Below are 26,454 nucleotides of genomic sequence, written 5' to 3'. Positions count from 1 at the left end.
CTGCGCGGCCGGTCGCGGGCGGCGACGGGTCAGGCCGACTTCATCGGCTCGGCGACGAGGTCGCCGTCGCCGTCCCAGTGGACGACGGAGACCGCCAGCTCCGGGTGGTCGCGGCCGGCCGTCAGTGCCCGCAGGTCGGTGAGCAGCTGCGAGTGCTCCTCGACGAAGAACCGCAGCGGTACCGGGGAGGAGGCCGCGAAGTTCAGGAGGTCCTGCGCGCTCCTGCGGTGGAGTGCCCATTCCCAGCCCCGCCACGAACGGCCCTGGTCACGGTTGAGGACGCTGAGCCAGAGGTTGTCCTCGGCCGAGGCCCAGTCCTCTTCGAGCTCACCCCAGGCGCGGTCGCCGACCAGCGAGACCACGGCGCGGCCGTCCTGCGGGCTGTTGGCCTTGATCGCGGCGATCCGCGCGGCCACGCCGGGGCGTGCCAAGGCGGCGCGCAGCATGGTCCGCCCCTCGGAGGCCTGCCAGCCCGCCGGGCTGGCGTCCGGCTGGCCGTTGTCGACCACCGTGAACAGCAGGCAGCCGGTCGCCACCGCGACGGTCACGCCCGCGCGGAGCCTGGTCGGCCGCTCGCCGCGCCGGTCCGTTCCGGCACCGTTCCACTGACCGGCGAGGACCCTCCGGCCGAACAGCGGCAGCAGGGCGGCGGCGAAGCAGATCAGTCCGATCACGAGCAGCTGGTGGAGCAGCTTCTCGTAGAAGTAGGAGGTCTGGCCGACGGTGCTGATCTGGTAGCTCAGCAGGCCGACGCAGAGGGCCGAGATCGCGGTGAGCGCCAGGAGCGCGACCCGGCGGGGCCGGTTGGCGAGCGAGCCGCGGGTCAGCAGTGCCGCGAAGGCGGCGACGACGACGGGCAGCAGGAAGTGCCGGCCGACCGGTCCGATGCCCCCGGGCAGCGTCAGCACGTCCGCCGAGCCGGCCGACTTGTGGTTGACGTACACGGGGAAGAGGGCGAGGGCCGCCGTGGCCGCGCCGAGGGCCAGGACGGTCACCCGGTGCGGCAGCCAGCGGCGGCGGTGCACCACGGCCCAGGCGAGCACGGTGGCGAGGGCGGCGGGCAGCAGCAGGTAGTGGCCGAAGGAGACGCCGACCGTGAGCGTGGCCAGGGCCACGACCTGCTCGGGGGCCCGGTTCAGCGGGCGGATCGCCAGCCCGACCAGGAGGGCGAGCAGTCCGAGTGCGAAGAGCTCACTGAGGAATCCGCGGCTGTGCATGCGGGGCAGCTCGGAGCCGACCAGGTAGGCGGCGGCGGGCAGGACCAGGGCGAGCCCCCGCCAGCCGCGCAGCGCGGGGCCCGCGGCGCGGCGCATCGCCCACAGCACGGCGGTCGCCAGTGCCGCGGTGACCGCGGCGAACAGGGCGATGAAGAGCGACAAGCGGCCCAGGGTGGCTCCGTGGTCGGCCCCGTCGTACAGGAAGCTGGTGATCACGGCCAACGTGAGGTGGCTGCCCTGCGGGTAGGTCGCCAGGCCGAGCGTCACGGTGTCGAACGCCTCGCCCTGGCGGAGCGAGGTGAGGCCGCCCAGGCGCAGGATGGTGTCGTACAGCGCGGCGTGCCGGCCGAGGTCCTCGGCGCCGACCACGGTGCCCAGCCGCCCGACGGCGTCCCGGCGCAGCACCGGGTACAGCACGAAGGCGAAGGACAGGCCGGCGGACAGGAGGACGGGGAGGTCCCTGCCGGGCACCAGGCGGCGCAGCCGTGCGCGTACGGGGAGGTGCCGGCCGGTGGTCGTCGGGGCCGGTTCGGGCCGGCGGCCGAGCCGGATCGCGATCAGCGGGAGCGCGGTGGCCTCGGCGAGGCCGACCGGGTGGAGCCCCCAGGGCCAGTAGCTGGCCACGACGCCGAGGGCGCAGGTCCAGCCGATCAGCGCCGCGCCGGAGACGACCAGCCGGTCGAAGGCGGTGGCCCGTGACCGGATCAGCGACGCCGCCGCGTACCAGAGCATCAGGAAGGTCAGCAGGTCCGCGGAGAGCAGGTGGAACAGTGGTGGCAGGCCGATGAGCGCGAGCGCGAACCCGAGGCGCCGGCCGTCCGGACGCCTGAGGTCGGGCCCGGGGAGCCCCCCGCCCCGGCCCGGTCCCTGCCCCGTTCCCTGCCCCGTTCCCACCGGGGTGTCCGCAGATCTCACCTGCGTGACTGTCGACATGATGTTTCCCCCACACATATGGCGATAGTTTGAAACTAGTTGGCGAAGATGTGAATGAACTCGCGCGCTAACAGTGTGAAGTACGGTCAGCGCACGTACTGCGGCGGGGTGCACCGAATGGAGTCCGGATTCCACCCGGACCAGCGGCTCCGTATTCTGGCCCGATGCTCGAACCCGCCCTGCTGCCGACCCCGCTGGTGGACTGCACCGACGAGGTGCTGGCCCGTGCCGGCGTGGAGCTGCGGCTCAAGCGGGACGACCTGCTGCACCCCGCGGTGCCGGGCAACAAGTGGCGCAAGCTCGGGCCCAACCTGGCGGCGGCGGTCGAGCAGGGGCGGACCCGCCTCCTGACCTTCGGCGGGGCCTACTCCACGCACCTGCGCGCGGTCGCGGTGGCCGCGGGCGCGCTGGGGCTGGAGAGCGTCGGGCTGGTCCGGGGCGAGGAGTTGGCCACCGCCCCGCGCAACTGGTCGCTCCGGGCGGCCGAGGCGGCGGGCATGCGGCTGGAGTTCCTGTCCCGGACGGCCTACCGGGAGACGGCGGCGGCGTGCGGGACGGACGACGAGGTCGCCGCGGAGCTGCAACGGCGTTGGGGCCCCTGCCTGGTGCTGCCGGAGGGCGGCTCCAACGCGCTGGCGGCGGTCGGCGCGGCGGCCGTCCCGGCGGAGCTGCCCGGTCTCGGTGAACGGGACGTGGTCTGCTGCCCGGTCGGCACCGGCGGCACCCTGGCGGGCATCGCGGCCGGCCTGCCGCCCGGCGCGCGGGCGCTCGGCGTGGCGGTGCTGCGCGGCGGCGCCGGCTACCTGGAGGGCGAGGTCGCCCGGCTGCAGCGGGCCGCCTTCGGACGGGAGTCCGGCAACTGGCGGATCGACCACGAGCACCACGGCGGCGGCTACGGCCGGGTGCCGGCCGGGCTGGCCGCCTTCGCCGAGGACTTCGAGCGGCGGCACGGCATCGCCCTGGAGCGCCGCTACGTCGCCAAGCTGCTCGCCGCCCTGTACGACCTGGCGGCGGCCGGCGCCTTCCCGGCGGGCACCCGGCTCACCGCCGTGGTCACCGGTCTGCCGGACCCGCACGGGAGCTAACCGAAGGTCAGGTTGGCGCAAGGGTCGGTGTCGGCCCCGCGGGCGTTCTCGGTGATGCCGGTGGGGACGCCGCTCGGCGCCGGCGGGGTGGCGCCGGCGGTGGGGGAGCCCGACGCCGGGGCGCCGGTGCGCCGGTCGGTCGGGCCGGCCGTCGGGGCGTCGACGGCGTCGATGCCGGTGGACAGGGCCGGGAGGTAGTCGCGGCCCAGCGTGACGGTGATCCCCTCGGCGCCCGCCTCCTCGGTGAGCCGGGCCCCGGGGAAGAGCGGTGCCAGCTGGTCGGCGACGGCCTTCAGCGCCGGGTCGTACGCGATCTCGGTCTGCAGCCGGCCGCCGTTGGTGGGGCCGAGGGTGACGTTCTGGAAGCCCCTGGCGCGGACGGCCTCCGCCCCCTTGCCGGCCAGGCCGGAGGTGCCGACGCCGTTCACCACGGTGATCGGCGTGGCCGCCTGCTCCGGTGCGAGCGGGCCGGGCGGGGTCGCCGGGGCGGCCGCGGGGCCCTGCGGGCCGCCCGGGGCGGTGGCGGCGGTGGCGGCGGGGGAGGCGGGGCCGGGGACCTGGCCGGTGCTCTGGCCGTCCAGCGTGCGGTCCTCGCGCAGCAGCTTCCAGAGGGTGTCGACGTCGGGGTGGACCAGGGCGACCCGGTCGCCGGAGTAGCGCCAGGGGGTGGTGACGAAGGTGATGTCGGAGAGCTTGATCTGCTGGAGCGACTGGGCGAAGTCCACCAGCTTCATCGCGGTGCCCAGGCCCTCGTCCACGGTGAGCGAGCGGGTGGCGGCGTCGGCCAGCGGGAGCAGGGTCGGCAGGGAGAAGCCGAGGCCCTGGACCTTGCGGATCATCGAGGAGAGGAAGGCCTGCTGGCGCTTCATCCGGCCGATGTCGGAGTTGTCGCCGAAGCCGTACCGGGCCCGGAGGTAGTCCACCGCGGGCTGACCGGAGAGCTTCTGCATGCCCTTCCGGAGGTGGATGTTGTGCGAGTTCACGTCGTTGGGGACGCAGACGTCCACGCCGTTGACCGCCTCGGTCATCGCGGCGACGCCCTTGAAGTCGACCACGATGGTGTGGTCGATCCGCAGACCGGTGAGGGTCTCGACGGTGTTCTGCGTGCAGGCGGGGTTGCCCTTGGGGAACTCGCCGATGGTGAACGCCGAGTTGAACATCTGGTTCGTCTTCGGCGTCGTCCAGTTGCCGCTGGGCAGCCGGCAGGACGGGATGGTCACCAGGGCGTCGCGGGGTATCGAGACGCCGACGGCGTGCTTGTGGTCGGCGTATATGTGCAGCAGGATCGCGGTGTCCGAGTGGCCGACGCCCTCCTCGCCGCCGCCGAGGTCGGAGTTGCCGTCGTCGCGGGTGTCCGAGCCGAGCACCAGGACGTTCACCGGTACCGAGGCGCCGGGGGTGACCGGCACGGGGGCCGGCGGCCGCTCGGTGGCGACGCCGCCCGCGTCGAAGGTGGTGATGTTGCTGTCCAGCCGGTGGTAGAACCAGGCACCGGCGCCGGCCACCGACAGCACCAGGACGGCGGCGAGGCCCACGGCGGTCCGTACGATGCGCCGGCGCGTGCGGTTGCTCATCCCTCCGGGCCCCCCGTCTTCTGGTGTCGTTCCCCGCGCGCACCGGCGTCCGGGCGTGCTGGTGCGAGTCTCGAACGTTAGACGTTTCGGGGGAGTGTTCGGTTACCGTCGACCGCCGGTCATTTGCGACACATCGGCCGTCGGGGCTGTGATGCTGCTCACGCTCCGGGGCCGGAGGCCCCCGAGAGCATCCGGCGGAGCAGGTCGCGCAGCTGGGTCCGCTCGTCCGGGTCGAGTGCGGCCAGCGGCTCGCGGGCGAAGTTCAGCGACTCGCGCAGCTCCGCGGAGGCGGCCGCCCCGCTCTCGGTGGCGGCGACCAGCTTGACCCGGCGGTCCTGCCGGTCGGCCTCGCGGGTGACGAAGCCCCGCGACTCCAGGCGGTCGACGATGCCGGTGATGTTGGACGGCTCGCAGCTGAGCGTCTGGGCGATGTGGCGCATCGGCATCGGCCCGCGCCGCAGCAGGGCCAGCACCTTGGCCTGGGCGCCGGTGAGCGAGCGGGCGGCGGCGGCCTCCTCGTACTCGCGGTGGAAGAGCGCGACCAGATTGGCCATCAGGTCGACGACCTCACGGGTGATCTCCTCGGGCTGCGGCGCGGCGTCCCGGGTCGGCTGGGTGTCCATGCCCGACAGTCTACCTGAACAGTTGACAACATGAACCTTTCATGTCCATCGTTACTTCAGTAAATCAACCTTTCATGCACCAAGGAGTACTCCGATGGCCGAGCAGGAAGCGCCCGCCACCGCCCGTGAGTGGCACCTCGCCGCCCGTCCGCAGGGCTGGCCGGTCCCGGCCGACTTCGCGCTGGTCGAGGCCCCGGTCCGGACCCCCGGCCCGGGCGAGATCCTGGTCCGCAACGCCTACCTCTCGGTGGACCCGTACATGCGCGGCCGGATGAACGACGTGAAGTCCTACCTCCCGCCGTTCGAGCTCGGCCGGGTGATGGAGGGCGGCGCGGTCGGCTACGTGGTCGCCTCCGCGGCCGAGGGCTTCGCCCCGGGGGACGCCGTGCTGCACGGGCTCGGCTGGCGCGAGTACGCCACCGTCGAGGCGAAGCGCGCGGTGAAGGTGGACCCGTCGGTGCCGCTCTCCGCCTACCTCGGCGTGCTCGGCATGACCGGCCTGACCGCCTACGCCGGCCTGCTGGCGGTCGGCGGCCTCAAGGAGGGCGACCGGGTGTTCGTCTCCGGCGCGGCCGGTGCGGTCGGCACGATGGTCGGCCAGATCGCCCGGCTGAAGGGCGCCGCGCTGGTGGTCGGCTCGGCGGGTTCGGCGGAGAAGGTCGCCAAGCTGGTCGACGAGTACGGCTTCGACGCCGCGTTCAACTACAAGGACGCGCCGGTCGCCGAGCAGCTCGCCGAGGCCGCCCCGGACGGCATCGACCTCTACTTCGACAACGTCGGCGGTGAGCACCTGGAGGCCGCGATCGGCGCCCTCGGCGTGCACGGCCGCGCGGTGCTCTGCGGCGCGATCGCGCAGTACAACGAGACCTCGGCGCCCGCCGCCCCGCGCAACCTCGCGCTGGCGATCGGCAAGCGGCTGCGCCTGGAGGGCATGCTGGTCGGCGACCACGCCGCCCTGCAGCCGCAGTTCGTCGCCGAGGTCGGCGGCTGGCTGCGGGAGGGCGGGCTGCGCAACGAGGAGACCGTCGTGGACGGCTTCGAGCACACCGTGGACGCCTTCCTGGACCTGCTGCGCGGCGCCAACACCGGCAAGATGGTGGTCCGCCTCGACGGCTGACGCGCCGTCGGCGTCCCCGGCCCGCCGACCGCCCCGCCGCCCCGCCACCCCGGCGGGTGCGCGGGGCGGTTTGCGTACCGGGCGCAGGCGATCCGGCCGCACTACCGCATTCCGGCCGGATCCGAAAGTGCGTCAGCCACGGTGCGGGGCGGCGCGGTACGGTGGTCCCGCCCGGCGATGGGGCCGTTCGGGGGAGAGATCCGACCGAGGGGTGGACCACGTTGAGGATTCGACTAGCATTGAGCGAAAGCCTGTCCGTTTTGCTCAATTTAGTGGCTTAATGTCGGCTAACGTGGGTAACTGTGGATCAACTACAGGCGCGAACGCGAGGCAGCTGGGGAAGGCGACCCTCGTCCACAGCCTGGAGGTCCCGGTGACGACACGTGGAGTCCTGTACGTCCACTCCGCGCCCCGCGCGCTGTGCCCGCACGTCGAGTGGGCCGTCGCGGGGGTGCTCGGTGTGCGGGTGAGTCTGGACTGGATCCGCCAGCCGGCCGCACCCGGGCACTGGCGCGCCGAGCTCTCCTGGCAGGGCGAGCCCGGCACGGCCTCGAAGCTCGCCTCCGCCCTGCGCGGCTGGCAGCTGATGCGGTACGAGGTCACCAGCGAGCCCTGCGCCACGGCGGAGGGGGAGCGCTACAGCAGCACGCCCACGCTCGGCATCTTCCACGCCGTCACGGGCATCCACGGCGACATCCTGATCCCCGAGGACCGGCTGCGCGCCGTCCTGCTGCGCGCCCGCAGCGAGGGGGCCGACCTGGAGGCGGAGATCTCCCGGCTGCTCGGCAAGCCCTGGGACGACGAGCTGGAGCCGTTCCGCTACGCCGGCGAGGGCGCCCCGGTGCGCTGGCTGCACCAGGTGGTCTGAGGCCGCGAAGGCCGCACCCGGGAGCCGACACCCGGAGCCCGGAAACCCGCGGCTCGTGACCGGAGCCCGTGACCGGAGCCCGTGGCCGGGCCCGCACCGCGGACCGGGCCGCTCCGGAAAGCCGGAAGGGGCCGGCGCTCGTACTGAGCGCCGGCCCCCTCGCGTGCGGGATCAGACGGTGCGGAAGGCCAGCACCACGTTGTGGCCGCCGAAGCCGAACGAGTTGTTCAGCGCCGCGATCCGGCCCTCGGGCAGCGCGCGCGGCTCGTCCCGGACGATGTCCGCGTCCACGTCGTCGTCCAGGTCCTCGACGTTGATGGTCGGCGGGGCCGTCCGGCTGTGCAGGGCCAGCACGGTGGCGACGGTCTCGATGCCGCCGGCGCCGCCCAGCAGGTGGCCGGTCATCGACTTGGTGGCCGAGACGGCGATGTGGTCCAGGTGCTCGCCGAGCTCCTTGCGCAGCGCCTTCAGCTCGGCGGTGTCACCCTGCGGGGTCGAGGTGGCGTGCGCGTTGACGTGCACGATCTCGGCCTTGTCCAGCTCGTTGCGCTCGAACAGGTCGGCCAGCGCGCGGGCCACGCCGGCACCGGTCGGCTCGGGCTGGGCGATGTGGTGGGCGTCCGAGGACAGGCCCTGGCCGACGGCCTCGCAGTAGATGCGGGCGCCGCGCGCCTCGGCGTGCTCGATCGACTCCAGCACGACCACGCCCGCGCCCTCGCCGAGCACGAAGCCGTCGCGGCCCTTGTCGTACGGGCGGGACGCGCGCTCGGGCTCGTCGTTGTTCTTGGACATCGCCATCATGTTGGCGAACGCGGCGATCGGCAGCGGGTGGACCGCGGCCTCGGTGCCGCCGGCCACCACGACGTCGGCGCGGCCGGTGCGGATCATCTCGATCGCGTAGCCGATCGCCTCGGCGCCGGAGGCGCAGGCGGAGACGGGGGTGTGCACACCCGCGCGGGCGCCGACCTCCAGGCCGACGTTGGCCGCCGGGGAGTTGGGCATCAGCATCGGGACGGTGTGCGGGGAGACCTTGCGGGCGCCCTTGTCCTTCAGCACGTCGTACTGGTCGAGCAGGGTGGTGACGCCGCCGATGCCGGAGGCGATCACGGCGCCCAGGCGCTCGGGGGCCAGCTTCGACGACTCGTCGGTCGCCGGGGTCTCGTAGCCGGCGTCGGCCCAGGCCTCGCGGGCCGCGATCAGCGCGAACTGCGCCGAGCGGTCCAGCCGGCGGGCCAGCGGGCGGGGGAGGATCTCACCCGGGTCGACGGCGGTGCGCGCGGCGATCCGGACGGGCAGGTCGGCGGCCCATTCCTCGGTCAGGGCAGCCACCCCGGAGCGCCCGGCGAGCAGGTTCTCCCAGGTGGTGGCGGCGTCGCCGCCCAGCGGCGTGAAGGCGCCGATACCCGTGACGACCACGGTACGGTTTTCAACGGTCACTGGATCTTCTTCTCTCACGTTTGTGCGGGATTGCGGCGGCGCGCCGGGGGTGGGGCCCGGCCGGGCGCCCACGGGGGCGTCCCGGCCGGCGGGTCGGCCGGCTCGCGGGGAGCCGGCCGACGTCAGGCGTCGAACGGGTCGAACGCTCAGGCGTTGGCGAGGATGTAGTCCACCGCGTCGCCGACGGTCTTCAGGTTCTTGACCTCGTCGTCCGGGATCTTCACGTCGAAGCGCTCCTCGGCGGCCACGACGACCTCGACCATGGACAGCGAGTCGACGTCCAGGTCGTCGGTGAAGGACTTGTCGATCTCGACGTCCTCGGTCGGGATGCCGGCGATCTCGTTGACGATCTCAGCGAGACCTTCCAGGACCTCGTCCTTGGTAGCCATACTGGCTGCTCCTCTTCGGTGTTGAATGCGGCCGCCCGGCGGACGGACGCAGGCTCTGTGGATGATCGGGCGAAAAGTGCCTAGGGGAGCGTAACGACTGCCGCCGCGTAGACCAGACCCGCCCCGAACCCGATGATCAGTGCGAGGTCGCCGCTGCGGGCCTCGCCGCTCTCCAGCATGCGCTCCATCGCCAGCGGGATGGAGGCGGCGGAGGTGTTGCCGGTCTCGGTGATGTCGCGGGCGACCGGCACCGAGTCGGGCAGCTTCAGCGCCTTGATCATGGCATCGGTGATGCGCATGTTGGCCTGGTGCGGGATGAACGCGCCGAGCTGGTCGGCGGTGATCCCGGCGGCGTCCAGCGCCTGCTGGGCCACCTTGGCCATCTCCCAGACCGCCCAGCGGAAGACCGTCTGGCCCTCCATCCGCAGGGCCGGCCACCTGGTCTCCTCGCCGGCGCCGTTGACGGCGTCCTCCTTGGCGAAGGCGGTGTCCCAGGCCTGGGTCTGCGAGATGACGTCCCGGTGGGAGCCGTCCGAACCCCAGATGACCTTGCCGATGCCGGGCGTGTCGGACGGGCCGACGATCGCGGCGCCGGCGCCGTCACCGAAGATGAAGGCGGTCGAACGGTCCGAGGTGTCGGTCAGGTCGCTGAGCCGCTCCACGCCGATCACCAGCACGTACTCGGCGCTGCCGCCGCGGATCATGCCGTCGGCCAGGCCCAGGCCGTAGCCGAAGCCGGCGCAGGCGGCCGAGATGTCGAAGGCCGGCGCGGTGCCGCAGCCCAGCCGCTCGGCGATCTCGGTGGCGATCGCGGGGGTCTGCTTGAGGTGCGACACGGTCGCGACGATCACGCCGCCGATCTGCGCGGCGTCGATCCCGGCGTGCGCGATGGCCTTGCCGGCGGCCTGCACCGACATCTCGGCGACGGTCTCCTCCGGGCCGGCCCAGCGGCGCTCGGCGATCCCGCTGCGGGTGCGGATCCACTCGTCCGAGGAGTCGATCCAGTTCAGCACCTCGGCGTTCGGGATCACCCGGACGGGGCGGTAGCCGCCGACACCGTGGATGCGCGAGTACTGGGCGCCGATGACCGGCTTGATCTGGGGAGCGGTCATGCCTTGTTCTCCTCCTGCCCGCCGTGTTCCGCGACGAGCTCGCGGGCCTTGTCCAGGTCGGCGGGGGTCTTGAGGGCAAGCGTGGCCACACCCTTGAGGTTGCGCTTGACCAGTCCGGTGAGGGTGCCCGCGGGGGCGAGCTCGATGACGGCGGTCGCGCCCAGCCGCTGCAGGGTCTCCATGCAGAGGTCCCAGCGGACCGGGTTGGAGACCTGCGACACCAGGCGGTCCAGCACCTCGGCGCCGGAGGTCACGACCTGGCCGTCCTTGTTGGAGACGTAGGCGACCTTCGGGTCCTCGACCGGCAGCGTCGGGGCCAGCTTGGCCAGTCGCTCGACACCGGGCGCCATGTGCTCGGTGTGGAACGCGCCCGCGACCTTGAGGGCGATCAGGCGGGCGCCGGCCGGCGGGTCCTCCCGCAGGGCGTCCAGCTGGGCCAGCGTGCCGGCGGCGACGATCTGGCCGCCGCCGTTGTTGTTGGCCGCGGTCAGGCCGTGCTCGGCCAGCTTGGCCGCGACGGCCTCGGCGTCGCCGCCCAGGACGGCGATCATGCCGGTCTCGGTGGCGGCGGCGGCCTCGGCCATGGCCAGGCTGCGCTCGCGGACGAAGGTCAGCGCGTCATGGGCGGACAGCACCCCGGCGCCGGCGGCGGCGGTGATCTCGCCGACGCTGTGGCCGGCCACGGCACCGACCAGCGCACGGGCGCGGTCCTCGTCCGGGAAGAGCGCGCGGGCGGTCACCAGGCCGGCGGCCACCAGCAGCGGCTGGGCGACGGCGGTGTCCTTGATCTCCTCGGCGGACGCCTCGGTGCCGGCGTGCACCAGGTCGAGCCCGGCGACCTCCGACCAGCCGCGAAGGCGGTCGGCGACACCGTCGAGCTCCAGCCAGGGGCTGAGGAAACCGGGGGTCTGGGCACCCTGTCCAGGGGCGACGATTACGAGCACGGTTCAACCCTCTCTCGCCGGACGCCCGGGGGCGGGTAGGCGACGGTAACGAAGAAAAGCATCCGGGATTGTAAGGTCCCTACATCGGGGCTCAGCCCTGCTCCCCGGCGGCGGTGAGTCGTCCCAGCGCCAGTGCGATGCGCAGCGTGAACGCCGAACGTACGTCGGACGGAGCGTAGCCCGTGACGTCAGTCACACGTCGGAGCCGGTAGCGCACCGTGTTGGGGTGGACGAAGAGCATCCGGGCCGCGCCCTCCAGGGAGGACGCCTGTTCGAGGTAGACACTCAAGGTTTCCAGGAGTGCCGAGCCGGCCTCGTCCAGCGGTGTGTAGATCTCCTCCACCAGCTGACGGCGGGCCGCCTGGTCGCCGGCCAGCGCGCGCTCGGGCAGCAGGTCGTCCGCCAGGACCGGGCGGGGGGCGTCCGGCCAGGCGGCGCAGGCCCGCAGGCCGGCCGCGGCGGCGTGCGCCGAGCGGGTCGCCGAGAGCAGGTCCGGGACGGTCGGGCCGACCACCACCGGGCCCGGCGCGAACTGGCCGATCAGCGCGCGGGCCGCGTGCACCGGCTCCTTCTCGCCGCCGACCACCACCACCAGGCGCTTGCCGAGCACACCGGTCAGCACGTGCAGCTTGGCGTACCGGGCGGCGCGGCGGATCGCCTCCACCACCAGCTCGCTGTCGCCGTCCGGGGCGCTGCCCATCACCACCCGGACCTGGCTCGGCTGGCCCCAGCCGAGCGCGGCGGCCCGGGAGAGCACGCCCTCGTCCGCGTCGCCGGAGAGCAGCGAGTTGACGACCAGGGCCTCCAGCCGGGCGTCCCAGGCACCGCGTGCCTCGGCCGCCTGGGCGTACACCTGGGCGGTGGCGAAGGCGATCTCACGGGCGTAGACCAGCACGGACTCGCGCATGTCCGCCTCGTCGCCGGGGGCGGCCACCTCCTCGATGGCCTCCTCCATCACCTCGATCGTGGTGCGGATCAGCTCGACGGTCTGGCGCAGCGTGATCGCCCGGGTCAGCTCGCGCGGCGCGGTGCCGAAGACGTCGGTGGAGATCGCCTGCGGGGCGTCGGGGTGGCGGTACCACTCGGTGAAGGCGGCGATGCCGGCCTGGGCGACCAGGCCGATCCAGGAGCGGTGCTCCGGCGGCATCCGCCGGTACCAGCCGAGCTGGTCGTCCATCCGCGCGATCGCCGCGGTGGCCAGCTTGCCGGCGGACTTCTCCAGCCGCTTGAGCGTCGCGGCCCGGCGCTCGGCCCGCTCGGCGGCGAGTCTGCGCTCCTGGGCGGTCAGGCGTGGCGCCGCGCGGCCGGGACGGTCACGGCCCGCCCCGGGGGTCGGGCCCTTCCCGTTCTTCTCGGGCTTGGCGGTCGGATCGCTCTTGGAGTTCGCGGATGCGGCTGGCACAAGGACAAGACTGCCTCACCGGAGTGACTGCTCGTGCACGCCCCCCGGCGGAGCGGCACGGTGGCGACCGTCACACCGCCGGTCGCAGGGCGCGCGGACACCGGCTCCGGAGCGCCCGGGACGAGCCGTCGAGCACGTTACCGTGGGGCCGTGACCGACGCCCCCGCCCGCCCCCGCGCCGACCTGCGCCGCACCGCCGAGCGCTACCTCTCCACCCCGGCCGAGGGCATCGAGACCAGACACGCGTTCTCCTTCGCGGGCCACTACGACCCGAAGAACACGCACTTCGGCGCGCTGCTCGCGTGCAACGAGGAACTGCTCGCCCCCGGCGCGGGGTTCGACGAGCACCGGCACCGGGACACCGAGATCCTCACCTGGGTGCTGGAGGGCGCGCTCGCCCACCGCGACTCCCGGGGCCACAGCGGCGTGGTCCGACCCGGCATGCTGCAGCACCTGAGCGCCGGCTCCGGCGTCACCCACACCGAGCGCAACGTCGGCGGCGCCGAGGGGCCGGTCCGCTTCGTCCAGATGTGGCTCCAGCCGGACGTGTTCGACGCGCCCCCGGCGTACGGGCTGCGCCGGGTGGAGCCGGCGGACGGCGGGTTGACGCTGCTCGCCTCCGGTCTGGAGCGGGACGCCGGTACGGACGCCCTGCGGCTGCGCCGCGGCGACGCCGCGCTCTGGCTGGCCACCGCCGGCCCCTGGCAGCCGCTGCCCGCGCTCCCGGCCGCCGGCTGGCGGTACGCGCACCTGACGGCCGGTTCGCTCGGCTACCGCACGGTGCCGGGGCCGCAGGGCGGTGGTCGTTCGATGGTGCCCGGCGACAGCGTCCGGATCACCGGCGACGCCTTCGCCGACCCGACGGCCGGCGAGGGCGGCGCCCAGCTGCTGCTGTGGGAGATGCACTCGCCGGTCTCGTACGGCTGACGGGCGGCCCGGGGTCCGGCCCCCGGGCCGCGCCGCGCGCTAGCCGCGCAGTTCGGCCAGCACGGCGTCGGAGAGCACCGGCCAGACCTCGGCGGCCCACGGCCCGAAGTCCCGGTCGGTCAGCGCGATGCAGGCGACGTCGGCCTCCGGGTCCACCCAGAGGAAGGTGCCGGACTGGCCGAAGTGGCCGAAGGTGGCGGGCGAGTTGGTGGTGCCGGTCCAGTGCGGCGCCTTGCCGTCGCGGATCTCGAAGCCGAGGCCCCAGTCGTTCGGCCGGCGGTGGCCGAAGCCCGGCAGCACGCCGCTGGTGCCCGGGAAGGCCACCTCGCGCGTGGCCGCGCGCACGGTGGACGGGTCCAGCAGCTTGGGCGCCTGCAGCTCGGCCGCGAACAGCGCGAGGTCGGCCACGGTGGAGAGGCCGCCGGCCCCGGCCGGGGACTTGTGCGCGGTGTTGATCAGCGTCGAGCGCATGCCGAGCGGCTCGAACACGGCCTCGGCGGCGTACCGGCCGAACTCGATGCCCGCGGCCTGCTGGAGGGTCTGGGCCAGCACGTCGAAGCCGGCGTTGGAGTAGAGCCGCCGGTTGCCCGGCTCGGCCATCGTCCGGTGCTCGTCGAAGGCGAGCCCCGAGGTGTGCGCCAGCAGGTGGCGGACGGTGGAGCCCTCCGGGCCGGCCGGGTCGTCCAGCTCGAAGACGCCCTCCTCGACCGCGACCAGCACGGCGTACGAGGTGAGCAGCTTGGTCACCGACGCCAGCGGGAACAGGTGGTCCTGCGGGCCGTGCCCGCCCAGTACCGCGCCGTCCGCACCCCGCACCACGGCCGCCGCCGCGTGGGGCACCGGCCAGGTCTCGATCATCCGCAAGCTCTCCATGCGCCCGACTCTAACCGGACCGCCCGGCCGTTCCCGAGGGCCTCCCAGCCGGGTGCTCCCGGCACCGGGCTGGGAGGCTTGCTTCGAGTGCACTCCAACTCGCTAGCGTCGTGCCTGCTCGTCCGAAGCGGGCCGCTCACCACTGGGGGTTCCGGTCATGGCAACACTCGCTCCGATCACGGTCGACCTGCGGACGTGCTCCGAGGTGTTCAGCAGCCCGGTCGGCGAACCGGACCGCACCCCGCGGCACAGCATCAGCGAGGTCGCGGCGGCCAGCGGACTGACCGCCCACACCCTGCGCTGGTACGAGCGGATCGGCCTGCTCGACCCGGTCGACCGTTCCGCCTCCGGCCGGCGCAGCTACTGCGACGCCGACCTGCACCGCCTGGCGTTCCTGGGCCGGCTGCGGCTGACCGGCATGACGGTGGCCGACATGCTCCGGTACGTCGAACTGGCCCGTCTCGGCGAGCAGACCTTCGAGGACCGGCGTGACCTGTTGCTCGCGCACCGCGAGGAGGTCCGGGCGAAGATCGCCGACCTGCACGCGACGCTCGCCGTCCTCGACTACAAGATCGATCTCTACGCCGGGAAGATCGCCGACCGCGGCGGACCGGCGGACCTCCCGCAGACTCCGCAGCAGACCCCGCAGAGGAAGAAGAGCGCATGAGCCTCCCCACTCTCCCCACCGCGCAGCTCGGCACCGACGGTCCGGCCGTCGGCGTCCAGGGCCTCGGGTGCATGGGCATGAGCGAGTTCTACGGCCCGACCGACACCGCCGAGGCGCTCGCCACCCTGGACGCCGCCCTGGAGCGCGGTGTCACCCTGTTCGACACCGCCGACGCCTACGGCTTCGGCCGCAACGAGGAGCTGATCGGCCCCTTCGTCCGCGCCAACCGCGACCGGGTGGTGATCGCCACCAAGTTCGCCATCGAGCGGCGGGAGGACGACCCGACGCACCGCGGCATCCGCAACGACCCGGCGTACGTCCGCGCCGCCGTGGACGCCTCGCTGCGCCGGCTCGGCGTGGACGTGATCGACCTCTACTACATGCACCGCCGTGACCCGGCCGTGCCGCTCGCCGAGTCGGTCGGCGCGATGGCCGAGCTGGTGCGGGCGGGCAAGGTGCGCCACCTCGGGCTCTCCGAGGTGACCGGTGCCGAGCTGCGCGAGGCGCACGTGGTGCACCCGATCGCCGCGCTGCAGTCGGAGTGGTCGGTGTTCGCCCGGGACGTCGAGCGTTCGGCGGTGCCGGCCGCGGCCGAGCTGGGCGTCGCCTTCGTGCCCTACTCGCCGCTCGGGCGCGGCTTCCTGACCGGCTCGTTCGCCGCCGCCGAGGAGCTCGCCGCGGACGACATCCGGCGCAGCCAGCCGCGGTTCTCCGGCGCCAACGCGGCGGCCAACACCGGGCTGCTCGACCCGATCCGGAAGATCGCCGAGGCGCGCGGGATCACCCCCGCCCAGGTGGCGCTCGCCTGGGTCCAGCAGCGCGCCGAGGTGCACGGACTGACGGTCGTTCCGATCCCCGGCACCCGCAAGCGCACCCGGCTCGCCGAGAACACCGCCGCCGCGACGCTTCGGCTGGAGGCCGGGGAGCTGGCCGCCCTGGAGCCGGTGGCCGGCCTGGTCGCCGGCGACCGCTACCCGGACATGGCCTTCACCTCGGTCGGCCGGGAGTAGCGGAGGCGGCGTGGCGGAGGCCGGGAGGAGCGGAGCGGAGAGCCCCGGGCCCGGGAGCGGTCGCTCCCGGGCCCGCCGTGGCCCGACCCCGCGGCCCGACCCCGCGGCTGGGGACTCGCGGTTCAGACCTCGCGGCCCAGCCAGGCGGCCAGCCGGGCGTAGGTGTCCGCGTCGGCCGGCACGGGCCGCACCTCGCCGAACGGGACCGGGCCGCCGCGGTTCTCGGCCGGCAGGACGAACCGGGCGATCCCCAGCGCGGCCTCGGCCAGCTGCTCGTCCAGGGCGAGCCCGCTGCGCAGCGACCGCGCGATGTCCCAGGAGTGGGTGACCGTCTCCATCACGTACCCGCCGACCGCGGCCCGGCCGGGGACCTCGCCCCAGGGCGCGAAGGACGGGCGGTCCAGCTTGGCGTCGTCCGCCCAGGCGGCGGTCGCCCGGGCGCGGGCCCGGGCGAAGGCGGCCGGCCACCCGTCGTCCGGCAGGTCGCCGGTGGCCGCCACGACGTCCTCGGCCCGGCCGCCCTCGCCGATGTAGGCGAACCGGTGCACGCCGCCGACCACGTGGCCGAGCAGCTGCCGCAGGTCGTACTCGGTGCACGGGGTGGGCCGGTCCAGCGCGTCCGGGGTCACCTCGGCGATCAGCTTCTCCAGCTGGCCGAGCGCGAGCTGGTACAGCGGGCGGGGGTCCTGGGTGGTGTCCATGCGGGGTCAACTCCATCGGTACGGGAGGGGGTTCGTCTTCCGGGAGGCAATCTCCCGGTAAAACCTGACAACTACCGTCAGGCTTTCTGGGATCCTTCCGGCATGAAGGCCGACCGCCTGCTCTCGATACTGCTGCTGCTCCAGACCCGCGGCCGGGTGTCCGCCACCGAACTGGCCGAACGGCTGGAGGTGTCGGTCCGCACCATCTACCGCGACGTGGAGGCGCTCTCCTCGGCCGGCGTGCCGGTCTACACCGAGCGCGGCCGGCACGGCGGGATCGCGCTGCTGCCCGGCTACCGCACCGACGTCAGCGGTCTGACCGCGGACGAGGCGCGCGCCCTGTTCGTGCTCTCCGCCCAGGGCGCGCACAGCGACCTCGGGCTGGACGGCGCCCTCGGCTCGGCGCTGCGCAAGGTGATGGCCGCGCTGCCCGCCCCGCACCGCCCGGGCGCCGAGCGGATCAGCGAGCGCGTGCTCGTCGACCCGGCCCGCTGGCTGCAGCCCGGCGCGCCCGCGGGGCCGGACCTCGGCGAGCTGCAGCACGCCGTCTTCACCGACCGCCGGCTGCGGCTGCGCTACCGGCACAGCGGTACGCCCGTGCCGGTGGAGTACACCGTCGACCCGTACGGCCTGGTCTCCAAGGCCTCGGTCTGGTACCTGGTGGCCGATCTGCAGGGGGAGCCCCGGCTGTTCCGGGCCGAGCGGGTGCTGGCCGCCGAGACCGCGGAGGAGCCGGTGCGCCGCCGTCCCGGGGTGGGGCTCGGCGACGTCTGGACGGTGCTGCGCGAGCAGGTCGAGCGGCTGCCGAAGGAGGTGCCGGTGAAGGTCCGGGTGCGGCGCGGCCGGCTGGACATGTTCGTCCGGATCCACGGCGCCCGGCTCACCGCGCCGCCGCCCGAGCCGTCCTGCTCCGGGCCCGGGGGCGGGGAGGAGTGGGTGGAGCTGGCGATGGCCTTCCAGGCGCTGCCGGCCGTCCGCGCGCTGCTGTCCTTCGGTGCGGACGCCGAGGTGCTGGCGCCGCCCGCGGCCCGCCGCGAGCTGGCCAGGGCCGCCGCCGAGGCGGCCCGGCTCTACCGCGAGGGCTAGGCCCAGGCCCACGGGGCGGCCGGCCTTCCGGTGGCTCAGGCCTCCGGGGCGGGGCGGACCACGTCCTCGTAGTGGCCGAGCGAGATGGCCGCGAAGTTGTGCAGGCTGTCGGTGCCCTCGGCGAAGTAGCCGTTGTGGCCGGAGGAGCGGGCCGAGGAGATCTGCTCGCCGCCGAAGTCGGCGGAGGTGGGGTCGGCGCCGTGGCCGAGCCCGCCGACCTCCAGGTACGGCACGTTGCCGATCCAGTCGCTGCCGTTGCGGGTGGCCCAGACGTGGACGCCGGTGCCCAGTTCGGCGGTGCTCTGCACGCCCATGCCGGGGCTGCCGAACACCATCAGGTCGGTGACCCCGGAGGTGTCGGACGGCGAGGCGGCCGCGCGCGGGATCTCGGGGGCGGCGCTGCCGCAGACCACCGAGCCGTAGGAGTGGCAGAGCAGGGACGGCGGCGCGTCCGGCCGGGTGGTCTCCTTGAGCCCGGCGAGCAGTCGCTCCAGCCGGGGCGCGCCGACGTCGGCGAGCCGGGAGGTGACGGCGTCCGGGCCGAGGCCGGAGGGCGTGACGTATCCGGTCCAGGAGATCACCGCGGTCCGGGTGCCGGGCGCCTGCCGGTGCTCCTCGGCGTAGAGCGCGCGGGCCATCCCGGCGGGGGAGCGCAGCGGCTCGACCGCCTGGTCGTGGTGGCCGAGGTCGGCGTCCGAGCCGGGGACGAGCACGGCGATCCGGTCGGCGTTCCCGAGGTCGCCCCAGACCTCGGTGACCAGGCCGCGGCCGCGCGGGTCGAAGGCGAGGATCTGCCGCTCGGGGGCGAGCAGGTGCTCGACGTCGTTGGCGCGGGAGACGGCCAGCGCCCGCAGGTCGGAGTCGAGGTTCCGGTCGGCGGCGCGGGCCCGGGCGGCGTCCCGTTCGGCGGCGAGCGCGATCCGGTTGGCGCGGTAGCGCAGCTCGACCGGGGCGCCGTCGAAGTTGCCGACCACCAGCGGGTAGTCCTGGATCAGCCGGTCCAGCTCGGTGGGCGCCAGCGAGGCGAAGAACTCGGCGGCGGCGGCCGGCGTGGTGGTGGCCGGGTCGGGCAGGGAGCGCCCGAAGGAATGGTCCTGGACCCAGGCGGCGCTGCCGGCCGGGGGCGTGGAGATGGCGAGCTGCTCGGTGGAGGCGGCGGCCTGGGCCGCGGCGGCGCCGGCATCGGCGAGCACGGCGCATCCCGCGAACGCACCGATCAGTACGTGCTTCCACCGCCGACGGCGCATCGCGTCAACTCCCTAGGGGCCCGTGACCGTTCCACGGGCGGGGCCCGGAGGGTGGTACGCCTGCCAACTTCGACTGCCAACTTCCCTGGGCAAGCCTAGGGGCCCGCACGGAACACCGGGCCGCCTCAAACTGTGGGATGGATCACATGAACCGGAGGTATCCGGCCGGCGTCTCCGGTCTTCACCGGCCGGTTCCGGCGTCGTCCCCCGCCTCGGCGTCGAACTCCCGGACCAGCCGTCCGGGCGCGGCCCGCCGCCAGGCCTCGGCCAGCAGGCCCCGCAGCTCCTCCGGGTCGACCCGGTCGAGCCGGACGCCGACCCAGCCGTGGCGGCCGACGTACTTGGGGTACGAGAAGACCTCGGGATCGGCGGCGATCAGTTCGGCCTGGTCCTCCCGCGAGGCCTTGACGCTGACGGTGCCGCCGTCCGGCGAGCCCATCGCGAAGATCTTCGCCCGGACCCGCAGGGTCTCGATCTCCCAGGTGGGCTGTTGCTCGGCCTCGGGCAGGGCGAGTGCCATCGCCCGGAACTCGTCGAACGTCACCATGGGGGCAGCGTAGGGCAAGGCGGTGACGGGCCGCCCCCGGTACGCGCGGTGCGCCGGGGGCGGCGGTCGGGCCCTCGGTCAGAGCAGCGAGGACCAGGCGTCGCAGGAGCGGTCGCCCGCGACCTGCCGGTCCGGGTGGCCGTTGCCGTCGGCCACGGTGATCCGGCGGTAGTTCTGGCCCGAGAAGACCCAGAACTCGCTCTGGCCGCCGACCCGCTGGCAGTCCGGGACGGGCAGGAAGCAGTCCACCCGGTTCAGCCCGTTCAGCGAGCCCCACTGGGAGAGCTCACGGTCGGTCCGTTCGCGCACGTCGGTGTGGGCGGAGCCGTCGGCGATGGAGACCAGCCGGTACTGCTGGCGGCCGCCGGTGGTGTGGAACACCCAGTACCAGCTCTTGCCGCCGACCCGCTGCTGGTCGGGCACCGGCAGCCAGCAGTCGACCTGGCCGACGCCGCTGAGCGAGCCCCAGGCGGTGAGGTCGCGGTCCGGGCGCTCCAGCGCGGTGCTGTGGCCGCCGGTGCCGCAGGTGATCGAGACGGCCCGGTACTGCTGCTGGCGGCCGGCGGTGCTGTGGAACACCCAGTACCAGCTCTTGCCGCCCGGGTTCTGCAGGTCGGGCATGGGCAGGACGCAGTCGACCCGGCCGACGCCCTGCAGACAGCTCCAGGTGGTCAGCCAGGTGTCGTCCTCGACCTTGCGGTCGGCGTGGCCGGAGCCGTCGGCCACCGAGATCAGCCGGCACCGGTCGCCGTGGAACGCCCAGTACTGGCTCTGCCCGCCGCGGCGCTGCTGGTCGGGGACGGCGAGGAACTCGTCGCAGGGGTACGCCTTCACGGGCTGCGGCGTGGGCTGCGGGCGGCCGCCGGCCTGCTCCTGGGCGGTGCTCTGCCCGCCGCCCTGGGGGGTGAGCTGGCCGTCGGCGAGCGCCTTGAGGACGCTGATGGACGGCATGAAGGCGTACACCGAGCCGGTGGTCCGGACGAACTGCTGGAAGCTGACCGGGGTGTGCTTGATCAGGCCGTCCGGCTCCCGGCTCTCGAAGTCGACGTCCGGGGCCTCCTGGGTGACCGGGTCCTTGCCGGGCACCGGCCTGGGGTTGGCGTGGCCGGGCGGGGTGGTGCCGCCGCTGTCCCGGTTCGGCGGGAAGTTCGGCTGGTCCATCCAGTCGGCCTGGATGAACTCGAACTGCCGCTGGATGTCCGCCTGGTAGCAGATGAAGAGCAGGCCGCGCGGGTCGTCGGGGCCGCCCGGGCCCTCGGAGGCCGGGTCGAACGGGGCCCCGTACGGGGTGCCGCGGCGGATGATCCGCCGGCCGTCGAGGACCTTGGCGGGGAACGGGGGCTCGTCGGGCTTCTCCTGCAGGCCGGCCCGCGGGCTGGTCTTGCGCAGGTGCGACCAGAGCGGGGTGACCAGGCCCTCCGGGTCGTCCCCGAAGTCGAAGTCGTTGTCGTTCGCGGCACCGGGGTCGTTCGGCTTGTCGGCGTCGTGGAACTTGCAGACCGGGGCGCCGGAGCGCCAGCGGCCGACCATCCGGGCGGCCAGCCACTCGGTGGTGGCGCTCTCCGGGACGGCCTTGGCCTGCTTGAGCTCCCGCAGCTTGATCGAGACCTGCGACCACCAGCCGGGGACGTCCTGGGCGAGCCGGCGGACCACCTGGAAGGACCCGTTGCGCGACCAGACCGGGTACTGGTCCCTGGGGAAGCTGAACCGGTCGTTCTCCTCGCCGCAGACGAACTCGCCGGCCGGGATGAGCCGGGTGCCCGGGTGGCCCTCCACCTCCTCCGGGTCGGCCGGGTTCGGCCGGTCGAAGCCCTTGACGCCCGGCTCGCTGATGCCGTCCTTGAAGCCGAAGTGCTCCTTGCCGCGCCGGCTGCCCAGCAGGGTCTGGGCGTTCTGCTGGTAGACGATCAGGACGCGGTTCTCGGCGGCGGCGATGCGCTGGGCCTCGATGGCCGTCCTGAGGTCGTTCTCGGTGTCGGCGGAGATCTTGAGGAGGGCGTGGACCGGCTGGTTCTTCCCGTTGCCGAAGAGCCAGTTCTCCGGGGAGTTGTCCCCGCTGTCGCCGAGTGCGCCGGCCCGCTTGGCCGAGCCCTCCTTGAACGCCTCCAGGCCGCTGCCGACCGGCGGGGGCGTCGGGAACGGGTCGGTGGCGGAGAGCATCCGCAGGCCCTCGTAGGTGAAGCTGACGCCCAGCCAGGTGGCCTTGAGCGTCTTCGGGTCGTCGCCGCCCGAGGACCTGCGGGCCTCGCTGAACGCCTCGTTGAACGCGGCCACCTCGCGGGTGGTCGAGATCTGCGGCGCCAGCTTGCGGACCCAGTCGCGGGCCCGGGCGGCGTCCTCGAACTTGAGGAACAGGACGCTGACGTTGTCCTTCTTGAAGCCGGCGAGGATGTCGCCCTGGATCTCTTCGCTGTCGCGGAGTCTCAGATCCGTTGCCATGGTTCTCGGTGTCCTTTCGGGGGCGGGGGTCAGGCCGAGGAGCTGAGCTGGATCCACTGGGCGACGCTGGGCACGCCCTGGTCGTCGAGGAGGAAGAGCATGTACCAGCCGGGCGGCGCGGCCTTGGCGTCCGGCGGGGCCTGGAACTCCAGCCGGTTGCCGGCCCGGCCGGTGAGCCGCAGGTCGAGGTGGCGCTGGCTGGTGTTGACCGAGTGGGTGGAGGTGGTCGGCGACAGCAGGACGGCCTTCGAGGCGAGGCCCGGGGTCGTGCTGGTCACGGTGAACTTCTTGTCGTAGCCGACCGGGGTGGTGGGCGCGTTGCCCAGCTGGGGCCGGTCGCCCTGGTGCAGGTAGGCGGGCTCGTAGATCTCGATGGTGCCGTTCATGGTGACCGGGCCGGTGGTGCCGGGGACGCCGCTCACCGTGCCGTCGATGTCCGGGTTGTTGGCGAGCTGCTGGAGCTCGTCGCCGGTCACCATGACCCGCCCGTCGGGCAGGACGACGGCGTTGGAGTGGTAGCCGCGCGGCAGCCGCTGGACCGGGCCGAGCTTCCAGTTGCCCTGGTCGTCACGGAGCTCGATCTGGCGGTACTTGAGATCGGCGTTGGGGTTGTAGGGGCCGTTCCCGTAGTCGCGGATGTCGTACGCGCCGTTGACGGTCATCAGCTTGCCGTTGGGCAGCAGGAGGGTGTCGTCCTGGGTGCGGCCGAAGGCACGGGACTTCTCGGCGGTCCAACTGCCGTTGGAGAAGCGCAGGGTGCTCGGGTTGTCGCGGTCGCCGCCGAGGATCAGCGCGGAGTCGGGGCCGTTGACGCCGCCGGGCAGCGGGACGGCCGAGCCGTAGTTGCGCTTGCGGCCGTCCGGGCGGGCGGTCAGGTCGCCGCGGGTCTCGGCGAGCGGGTCGAACTTCCACTGTTCGGCGGCCTGGCGGCCGAAGCCGTAGACGTTGCCGTCGTTGAGCGAGAACAGGTGCGGGTAGTCCAGGCTGAACGGGGCGTCCGCCTTGAACCGGTCCACCGGGTTCCGGGGGACGTCGGTCTTCCGCTGCGGGACCGGGAAGTTCTTGGCGGGGAAACGTTCCACCACCGGGGTCGGGGTGCCCCAGCCGAGCTCGGACTGGCCGGACATGATCAGCTGCCGGCCGTCGGCGCCGGTCACCACCGAGGGGTACCAGCGGCCGACCGACATGTCGGGGTTCCTGGTCCAGGTCTCGGTCCACGGGTCGAAGATCAGCGAGAGCTTGGCGCCGGTACCGCCGTTGCCGCCCAGGTTGCCGCCGAAGACGCCGAGCATGCCGTTGGGCAGGAAGGAGTGCCCGGAGCAGAAGAACGGCGCGGGCCGGGGCTGGTCGAGGCCGTCCGGCATGTCGACGACCGGCGGCGTGACCTGCTTGAAGGCGTCCTTGCCGTAGCCCTTGGCCGGGTCCCAGAGGAAGGCCCGGCCGGCGTTCTCGGTGCCGGTGGTCTGGGTCGGCGCGGGCTCCTTCTCCGGGTTGGTCTCGATCCGCTCGAAGGAGAACAGCAGCACCTTGCCGGTCGGCAGCAGGGCGACGTGGTCGCCGAAGTCGGGCGAGGGGAAGTACTGGTTGAACGCGCCGAAGGCGGCCTTGTCGAAGGCGGCGTTGGTGGTGCTCTGGGAGTCCGTCAGCGCCTTGAGCCGGTTGGTCCTGGTGGTCTGCGGGTAGTCGCCGACGCCGCGGACGGCCGCGCGCATCCGGGCATGCTCCTCGGCGTGCTCCTGGCCGAGCGCCGCGACCTCGTCGTCCCGCATCTCGGCGAGCACGCGGGGCGCGGTGACGTGCGGGGCCAGGTCGTCGGCCCCGCCGTGGGCGGGGACCAGGGCGAGGGCCGGGGCGGCGGTCAGCAGGGTGCCGGTGGTCAGTGAGCAGACCACGGCGGTGGCGACGGCGGTCAGCCGGCGGCGGGCCCGCGGCCGGTGCGGCGGCCGCGGTGAGGACAGGGACATGGGACTCCTCGGGAAGGGGGCGGGAGAGGCGCCGGCGGGCGCGGGCGGAGGCCGTGGGCAGGCGCAGGCGCAGCGATCGTTGCCGACCGTCACAGAACATCACAGCGCGTGTCGGTTCGCATGCGGACGCACTGCGTTGGTGGGCGCGTGTCGTCGGCGAACGGGGTGTCTGCCCGAACGGCTCACGCCGCGTCAGTCCCCGTCCGGCCCCGGGTTCCTGGCCGCCTTCGGCCCCCTGGCGCGCACGCGGCGGAGAGCGGCGCCGCCCTTCCGGGGGAGTCGGCTACTGGCCCGGCGTCACCAGGCCGGACTCGTAGGCGAGGATGACCGCCTGGGCGCGGTCGCGCAGGTCGAGCTTGGCCAGGATGCGGCCGATGTGGGTCTTGACGGTCTGCTCGGCGAGCACCAGCCCGGTGGCGATCTCCTGGTTGGAGAGGCCGCGGGCGATCAGCTCCAGCACCTCCGTCTCCCGCGGGGTCAGGCCGTTCAGCCGCAGCTTCGGGTCACGGCGCCTGACCGGCCCGGTCCGGGCGAAGTCCTCGATCAGCCGGCGCGTCACCGAGGGGGCGAGCAGTGCCTCGCCGGCCGCGACCACCCGGACGGCGGCGATCAGGTCGGCCGGCGGCGCGTCCTTGAGCAGGAAGCCGCTGGCCCCGGCCCGCAGCGCCTCGTACACGTAGTCGTCCACGTCGAAGGTGGTCAGCATCAGCACCCTGGGCCGGTGGGCGCCGGGGGCGGCCGGGTCGAGCAGCCGGCGGGCCGCCTCCAGACCGTCCATGCCGGGCATCCGGACGTCCATCAGCACCACGTCCGGGTGGGTGCGGCCGCTGAGCTCCAGGGCCTGCGCGCCGTCCGCCGCGTCGCCCACCACGTCGATGTCGTCCTGGGCGTCCAGCAGGGCGGCGAAGCCCGCCCGCACCATGGCCTGGTCGTCGACGATGATCACGCGGATGGTCATGCGGTTGTCTCCCCCGAGGTGTCGAGCGGCAGCACGGCGGCCACCTGGAAGCCGCCGTCCGGCAGCGGGCCGGTGTCCAGCCTGCCATCGAGCAGCCGGACGCGTTCCCGCATTCCGACCAGGCCCTGGCCGGTGCCCTCGACCGAGGCCTCCAGCGACTCGGCGCGGGCGGGCGGGGCGCCGTTCACGACGGTGACCAGCAGCCGGTGGTCGTCGACGGCCAGGGAGACCCGGGCCCGCGCGCCGGGCGCGTGCCGGACGACGTTGGCCAGCGCCTCCTGCACGATCCGGTAGGCGGAGAGGCCGACGGCCGGCGGCAGCGCGTCGGCCAGTTCCGGCGGGGCGGCCAGCTCGACGGGCACGCCGGCCCGGCCCACCGTCTCGACCAGTTGGGCCAGCTGCCCGACCCCCGGCTGCGGCGTCCGGTCGGCGTCGGACTCCTCGCTGCGCAGCACGCCCAGCAGCCGGCGCATCTCGGCCAGCGACGCGCGGGCGGTGCCGGCGATGGCGGTGAACTCCTCCGCGGCCGCGGTCGGGATCCCGGGCACCCGGTACGGGGCGCTGGCCGCCTGCACGGCGATCACCGACATGTGGTGGGCGACCACGTCGTGCAGCTCGCGGGCGATCCGGGCCCGCTCCTCCAGCAGGGTGCGCCGCTCGCGCTCGGCCTCGCTGATGTGCTCCTGCTCGGCGAGCAGCCGACGGGCCTCGGCCCGCTCCCGCAAGGCCCCGCCGAGCACCAGGACCACACCGGTCAGGGCCACCGCCAGCACGCTGTTGTCGCCGCCGGGGTGGCCGAGTCCGGCCAGCGACAGGGCGAGGCCGGCGGCCGCGGTGACCAGCCAGACCGGGACGAGGACGCGCCGGGGCTCGCGCAGCGCGAGCGGCAGCATCAGCAGCAGGTAGCCGACCAGGCCGGTGGCCGGCCAGGGCAGGCTGGCCGAACCGCTGCCGAGGAGCAGGACGAGGACGGAACCCACCACGTCGGCGCCGCCGACCAGCCACCACGCGGGCAGCGGGCGGCTCACCGCGAGCAGCAGCGGGACGGTCTGGGCGACCGCCAGGGAGGCCGCGAGCCCCAGGCCGAGCCCGTAGTCGTGGTGCAGGACGTTGACCGCGCTGGGCAGCAGGGCGCAGACGGCGGCCGCCGCGAGCGCCAGGGGGAGGTGGCGGATCCAGCGGCGCGAGGCGTGGGCGAGCAGCGGGGTGTGGTCGGCGGACGGCTGGGTGAGCGGGGCGAGCAGGGCGGTCACGGCGCCACCCCGTCCCGACCCGGCGGGCGGCTTGATCATTCCGCCAGCCTAGGGCGGGGCGGGGCGGGCCCGGGCGCCGGG

23 protein-coding genes are annotated in these 26,454 nt (G+C 74.0%); 7 read left to right on the top strand and 16 right to left on the bottom strand.

Going from position 1 to position 26,454, the window contains the following annotated elements; genetic code table 11:
• Positions 1-29: 29 nt before the first annotated feature.
• A complete protein-coding gene (locus tag ACFVHB_RS32480) occupies positions 30-2,132 on the bottom strand; it encodes a hypothetical protein (RefSeq protein WP_380329366.1) in 2,103 nt (700 codons plus the stop codon).
• Positions 2,133-2,314: 182 nt separating this feature from the next.
• On the opposite strand from ACFVHB_RS32480, the gene ACFVHB_RS32475 reads away from it, so the two are divergent.
• Positions 2,315-3,235 (top strand): 1-aminocyclopropane-1-carboxylate deaminase/D-cysteine desulfhydrase, encoded by a 921-nt coding sequence (locus tag ACFVHB_RS32475; RefSeq protein WP_380329364.1) that lies wholly within the window; start codon positions 2,315-2,317, stop codon positions 3,233-3,235.
• Here ACFVHB_RS32475 and ACFVHB_RS32470 read toward each other — a convergent pair.
• Both ACFVHB_RS32470 and ACFVHB_RS32465 read right to left on the bottom strand, forming a co-directional pair.
• A complete protein-coding gene (locus tag ACFVHB_RS32470; protein WP_380329362.1) occupies positions 3,232-4,809 on the bottom strand; it encodes an LCP family protein in 1,578 nt (525 codons plus the stop codon). The genes ACFVHB_RS32475 and ACFVHB_RS32470 overlap by 4 nt on opposite strands.
• Positions 4,810-4,967: 158 nt before the next feature.
• A complete protein-coding gene (locus ACFVHB_RS32465) occupies positions 4,968-5,432 on the bottom strand; it encodes a MarR family winged helix-turn-helix transcriptional regulator (protein WP_380329360.1) in 465 nt (154 codons plus the stop codon).
• Between the two features lie 94 nt (positions 5,433-5,526).
• Here ACFVHB_RS32465 and ACFVHB_RS32460 point away from each other — a divergent pair, with 94 nt between their 5' ends.
• Positions 5,527-6,549, top strand: coding sequence for an NADP-dependent oxidoreductase (locus ACFVHB_RS32460; protein WP_380329358.1), 1,023 nt, complete (start codon positions 5,527-5,529; stop codon positions 6,547-6,549).
• Between the two features lie 373 nt (positions 6,550-6,922).
• Positions 6,923-7,417 (top strand): DUF3145 domain-containing protein, encoded by a 495-nt coding sequence (locus ACFVHB_RS32455; RefSeq protein WP_238740953.1) that lies wholly within the window; start codon positions 6,923-6,925, stop codon positions 7,415-7,417.
• Positions 7,418-7,588: 171 nt separating this feature from the next.
• Here the strand turns inward: ACFVHB_RS32455 and fabF are convergent, their stop codons facing one another.
• The 5 genes from fabF to ACFVHB_RS32430 all read right to left on the bottom strand — a co-directional run bounded on the left by fabF (position 7,589) and on the right by ACFVHB_RS32430 (position 12,587).
• Positions 7,589-8,854 (bottom strand): beta-ketoacyl-ACP synthase II, encoded by a 1,266-nt coding sequence (gene fabF, locus ACFVHB_RS32450; protein ID WP_380329356.1) that lies wholly within the window; start codon positions 8,852-8,854, stop codon positions 7,589-7,591.
• 146 nt (positions 8,855-9,000) lie between these two features.
• The gene (locus ACFVHB_RS32445; protein ID WP_380329354.1) at positions 9,001-9,243 is read right to left on the bottom strand and encodes an acyl carrier protein; all 243 of its coding nucleotides are present in this window, start codon (positions 9,241-9,243) and stop codon (positions 9,001-9,003) included.
• 80 nt (positions 9,244-9,323) lie between these two features.
• A complete protein-coding gene (locus ACFVHB_RS32440) occupies positions 9,324-10,355 on the bottom strand; it encodes a beta-ketoacyl-ACP synthase III (RefSeq protein ID WP_380329352.1) in 1,032 nt (343 codons plus the stop codon).
• Positions 10,352-11,299, bottom strand: coding sequence for an ACP S-malonyltransferase (locus ACFVHB_RS32435; RefSeq protein WP_380329350.1), 948 nt, complete (start codon positions 11,297-11,299; stop codon positions 10,352-10,354). The genes ACFVHB_RS32440 and ACFVHB_RS32435 overlap by 4 nt, the downstream gene beginning before the upstream one ends.
• Positions 11,300-11,390: 91 nt before the next feature.
• On the bottom strand, positions 11,391-12,587 hold the full coding sequence (locus ACFVHB_RS32430; RefSeq protein ID WP_380329368.1) for a PucR family transcriptional regulator: 1,197 nt from the start codon (positions 12,585-12,587) through the stop codon (positions 11,391-11,393).
• Between the two features lie 264 nt (positions 12,588-12,851).
• On the opposite strand from ACFVHB_RS32430, the gene ACFVHB_RS32425 reads away from it, so the two are divergent.
• Positions 12,852-13,628, top strand: a complete 777-nt coding sequence (locus tag ACFVHB_RS32425) for a pirin family protein (RefSeq protein ID WP_380329348.1) — start codon at positions 12,852-12,854, stop codon at positions 13,626-13,628.
• A 39-nt stretch (positions 13,629-13,667) separates the two neighbouring features.
• On the opposite strand, the gene ACFVHB_RS32420 is transcribed toward ACFVHB_RS32425, so the two are convergent.
• Positions 13,668-14,501: a serine hydrolase domain-containing protein gene (locus tag ACFVHB_RS32420; protein WP_380329346.1), complete on the bottom strand. Its 834-nt coding sequence runs from the start codon at positions 14,499-14,501 to the stop codon at positions 13,668-13,670.
• A gap of 157 nt (positions 14,502-14,658) precedes the next feature.
• Here ACFVHB_RS32420 and ACFVHB_RS32415 point away from each other — a divergent pair, with 157 nt between their 5' ends.
• Together ACFVHB_RS32415 and ACFVHB_RS32410 are read left to right on the top strand one after the other, a co-directional pair.
• Complete coding sequence (locus tag ACFVHB_RS32415) at positions 14,659-15,168, top strand: MerR family transcriptional regulator (protein ID WP_380329344.1); 510 nt, start codon at positions 14,659-14,661, stop codon at positions 15,166-15,168.
• Positions 15,165-16,178 carry an aldo/keto reductase gene (locus tag ACFVHB_RS32410; RefSeq protein WP_380329342.1) on the top strand — a complete coding sequence of 338 codons (1,014 nt, stop codon included), beginning with the start codon at positions 15,165-15,167 and terminating at the stop codon, positions 16,176-16,178. Before ACFVHB_RS32415 ends, ACFVHB_RS32410 begins: the two co-directional genes overlap by 4 nt.
• Before the next feature lie 122 nt (positions 16,179-16,300).
• Here ACFVHB_RS32410 and ACFVHB_RS32405 read toward each other — a convergent pair whose 3' ends face one another.
• A complete protein-coding gene (locus tag ACFVHB_RS32405; protein ID WP_380329340.1) occupies positions 16,301-16,879 on the bottom strand; it encodes a TIGR03086 family metal-binding protein in 579 nt (192 codons plus the stop codon).
• Between the two features lie 102 nt (positions 16,880-16,981).
• Here ACFVHB_RS32405 and ACFVHB_RS32400 point away from each other — a divergent pair, with 102 nt between their 5' ends.
• Positions 16,982-17,965: a helix-turn-helix transcriptional regulator gene (locus tag ACFVHB_RS32400; RefSeq protein WP_380329338.1), complete on the top strand. Its 984-nt coding sequence runs from the start codon at positions 16,982-16,984 to the stop codon at positions 17,963-17,965.
• 35 nt (positions 17,966-18,000) lie between these two features.
• Here the strand turns inward: ACFVHB_RS32400 and ACFVHB_RS32395 are convergent, their stop codons facing one another.
• From ACFVHB_RS32395 to ACFVHB_RS32370, 6 genes are all read right to left on the bottom strand, one after another.
• Positions 18,001-19,212, bottom strand: coding sequence for an alpha/beta hydrolase (locus ACFVHB_RS32395; RefSeq protein ID WP_380329336.1), 1,212 nt, complete (start codon positions 19,210-19,212; stop codon positions 18,001-18,003).
• Between the two features lie 181 nt (positions 19,213-19,393).
• Positions 19,394-19,759 carry an MmcQ/YjbR family DNA-binding protein gene (locus tag ACFVHB_RS32390; RefSeq protein WP_380329334.1) on the bottom strand — a complete coding sequence of 122 codons (366 nt, stop codon included), beginning with the start codon at positions 19,757-19,759 and terminating at the stop codon, positions 19,394-19,396.
• A gap of 78 nt (positions 19,760-19,837) precedes the next feature.
• On the bottom strand, positions 19,838-22,198 hold the full coding sequence (locus ACFVHB_RS32385; protein WP_380329332.1) for a Dyp-type peroxidase: 2,361 nt from the start codon (positions 22,196-22,198) through the stop codon (positions 19,838-19,840).
• A 29-nt stretch (positions 22,199-22,227) separates the two neighbouring features.
• Positions 22,228-24,162, bottom strand: a complete 1,935-nt coding sequence (locus ACFVHB_RS32380; protein ID WP_380329330.1) for a galactose oxidase-like domain-containing protein — start codon at positions 24,160-24,162, stop codon at positions 22,228-22,230.
• 283 nt (positions 24,163-24,445) lie between these two features.
• Positions 24,446-25,120 (bottom strand): response regulator, encoded by a 675-nt coding sequence (locus ACFVHB_RS32375; protein ID WP_380329328.1) that lies wholly within the window; start codon positions 25,118-25,120, stop codon positions 24,446-24,448.
• Entirely contained in the window at positions 25,117-26,412 is a 1,296-nt protein-coding gene (locus ACFVHB_RS32370; protein ID WP_380329326.1) for a sensor histidine kinase, read from the bottom strand. The genes ACFVHB_RS32375 and ACFVHB_RS32370 overlap by 4 nt, the downstream gene beginning before the upstream one ends.
• Between the last annotated feature and the right edge of the window lie 42 nt (positions 26,413-26,454).

The sequence above is a fragment of the Kitasatospora sp. NPDC127111 genome (assembly GCF_042677465.1).
In the GTDB taxonomy this organism is placed as follows: Bacteria; Actinomycetota; Actinomycetes; order Streptomycetales; family Streptomycetaceae; genus Kitasatospora.
Note: the sequence above shows the minus strand (reverse complement) of the source record. Positions and strands in the feature narration are given on the sequence as shown.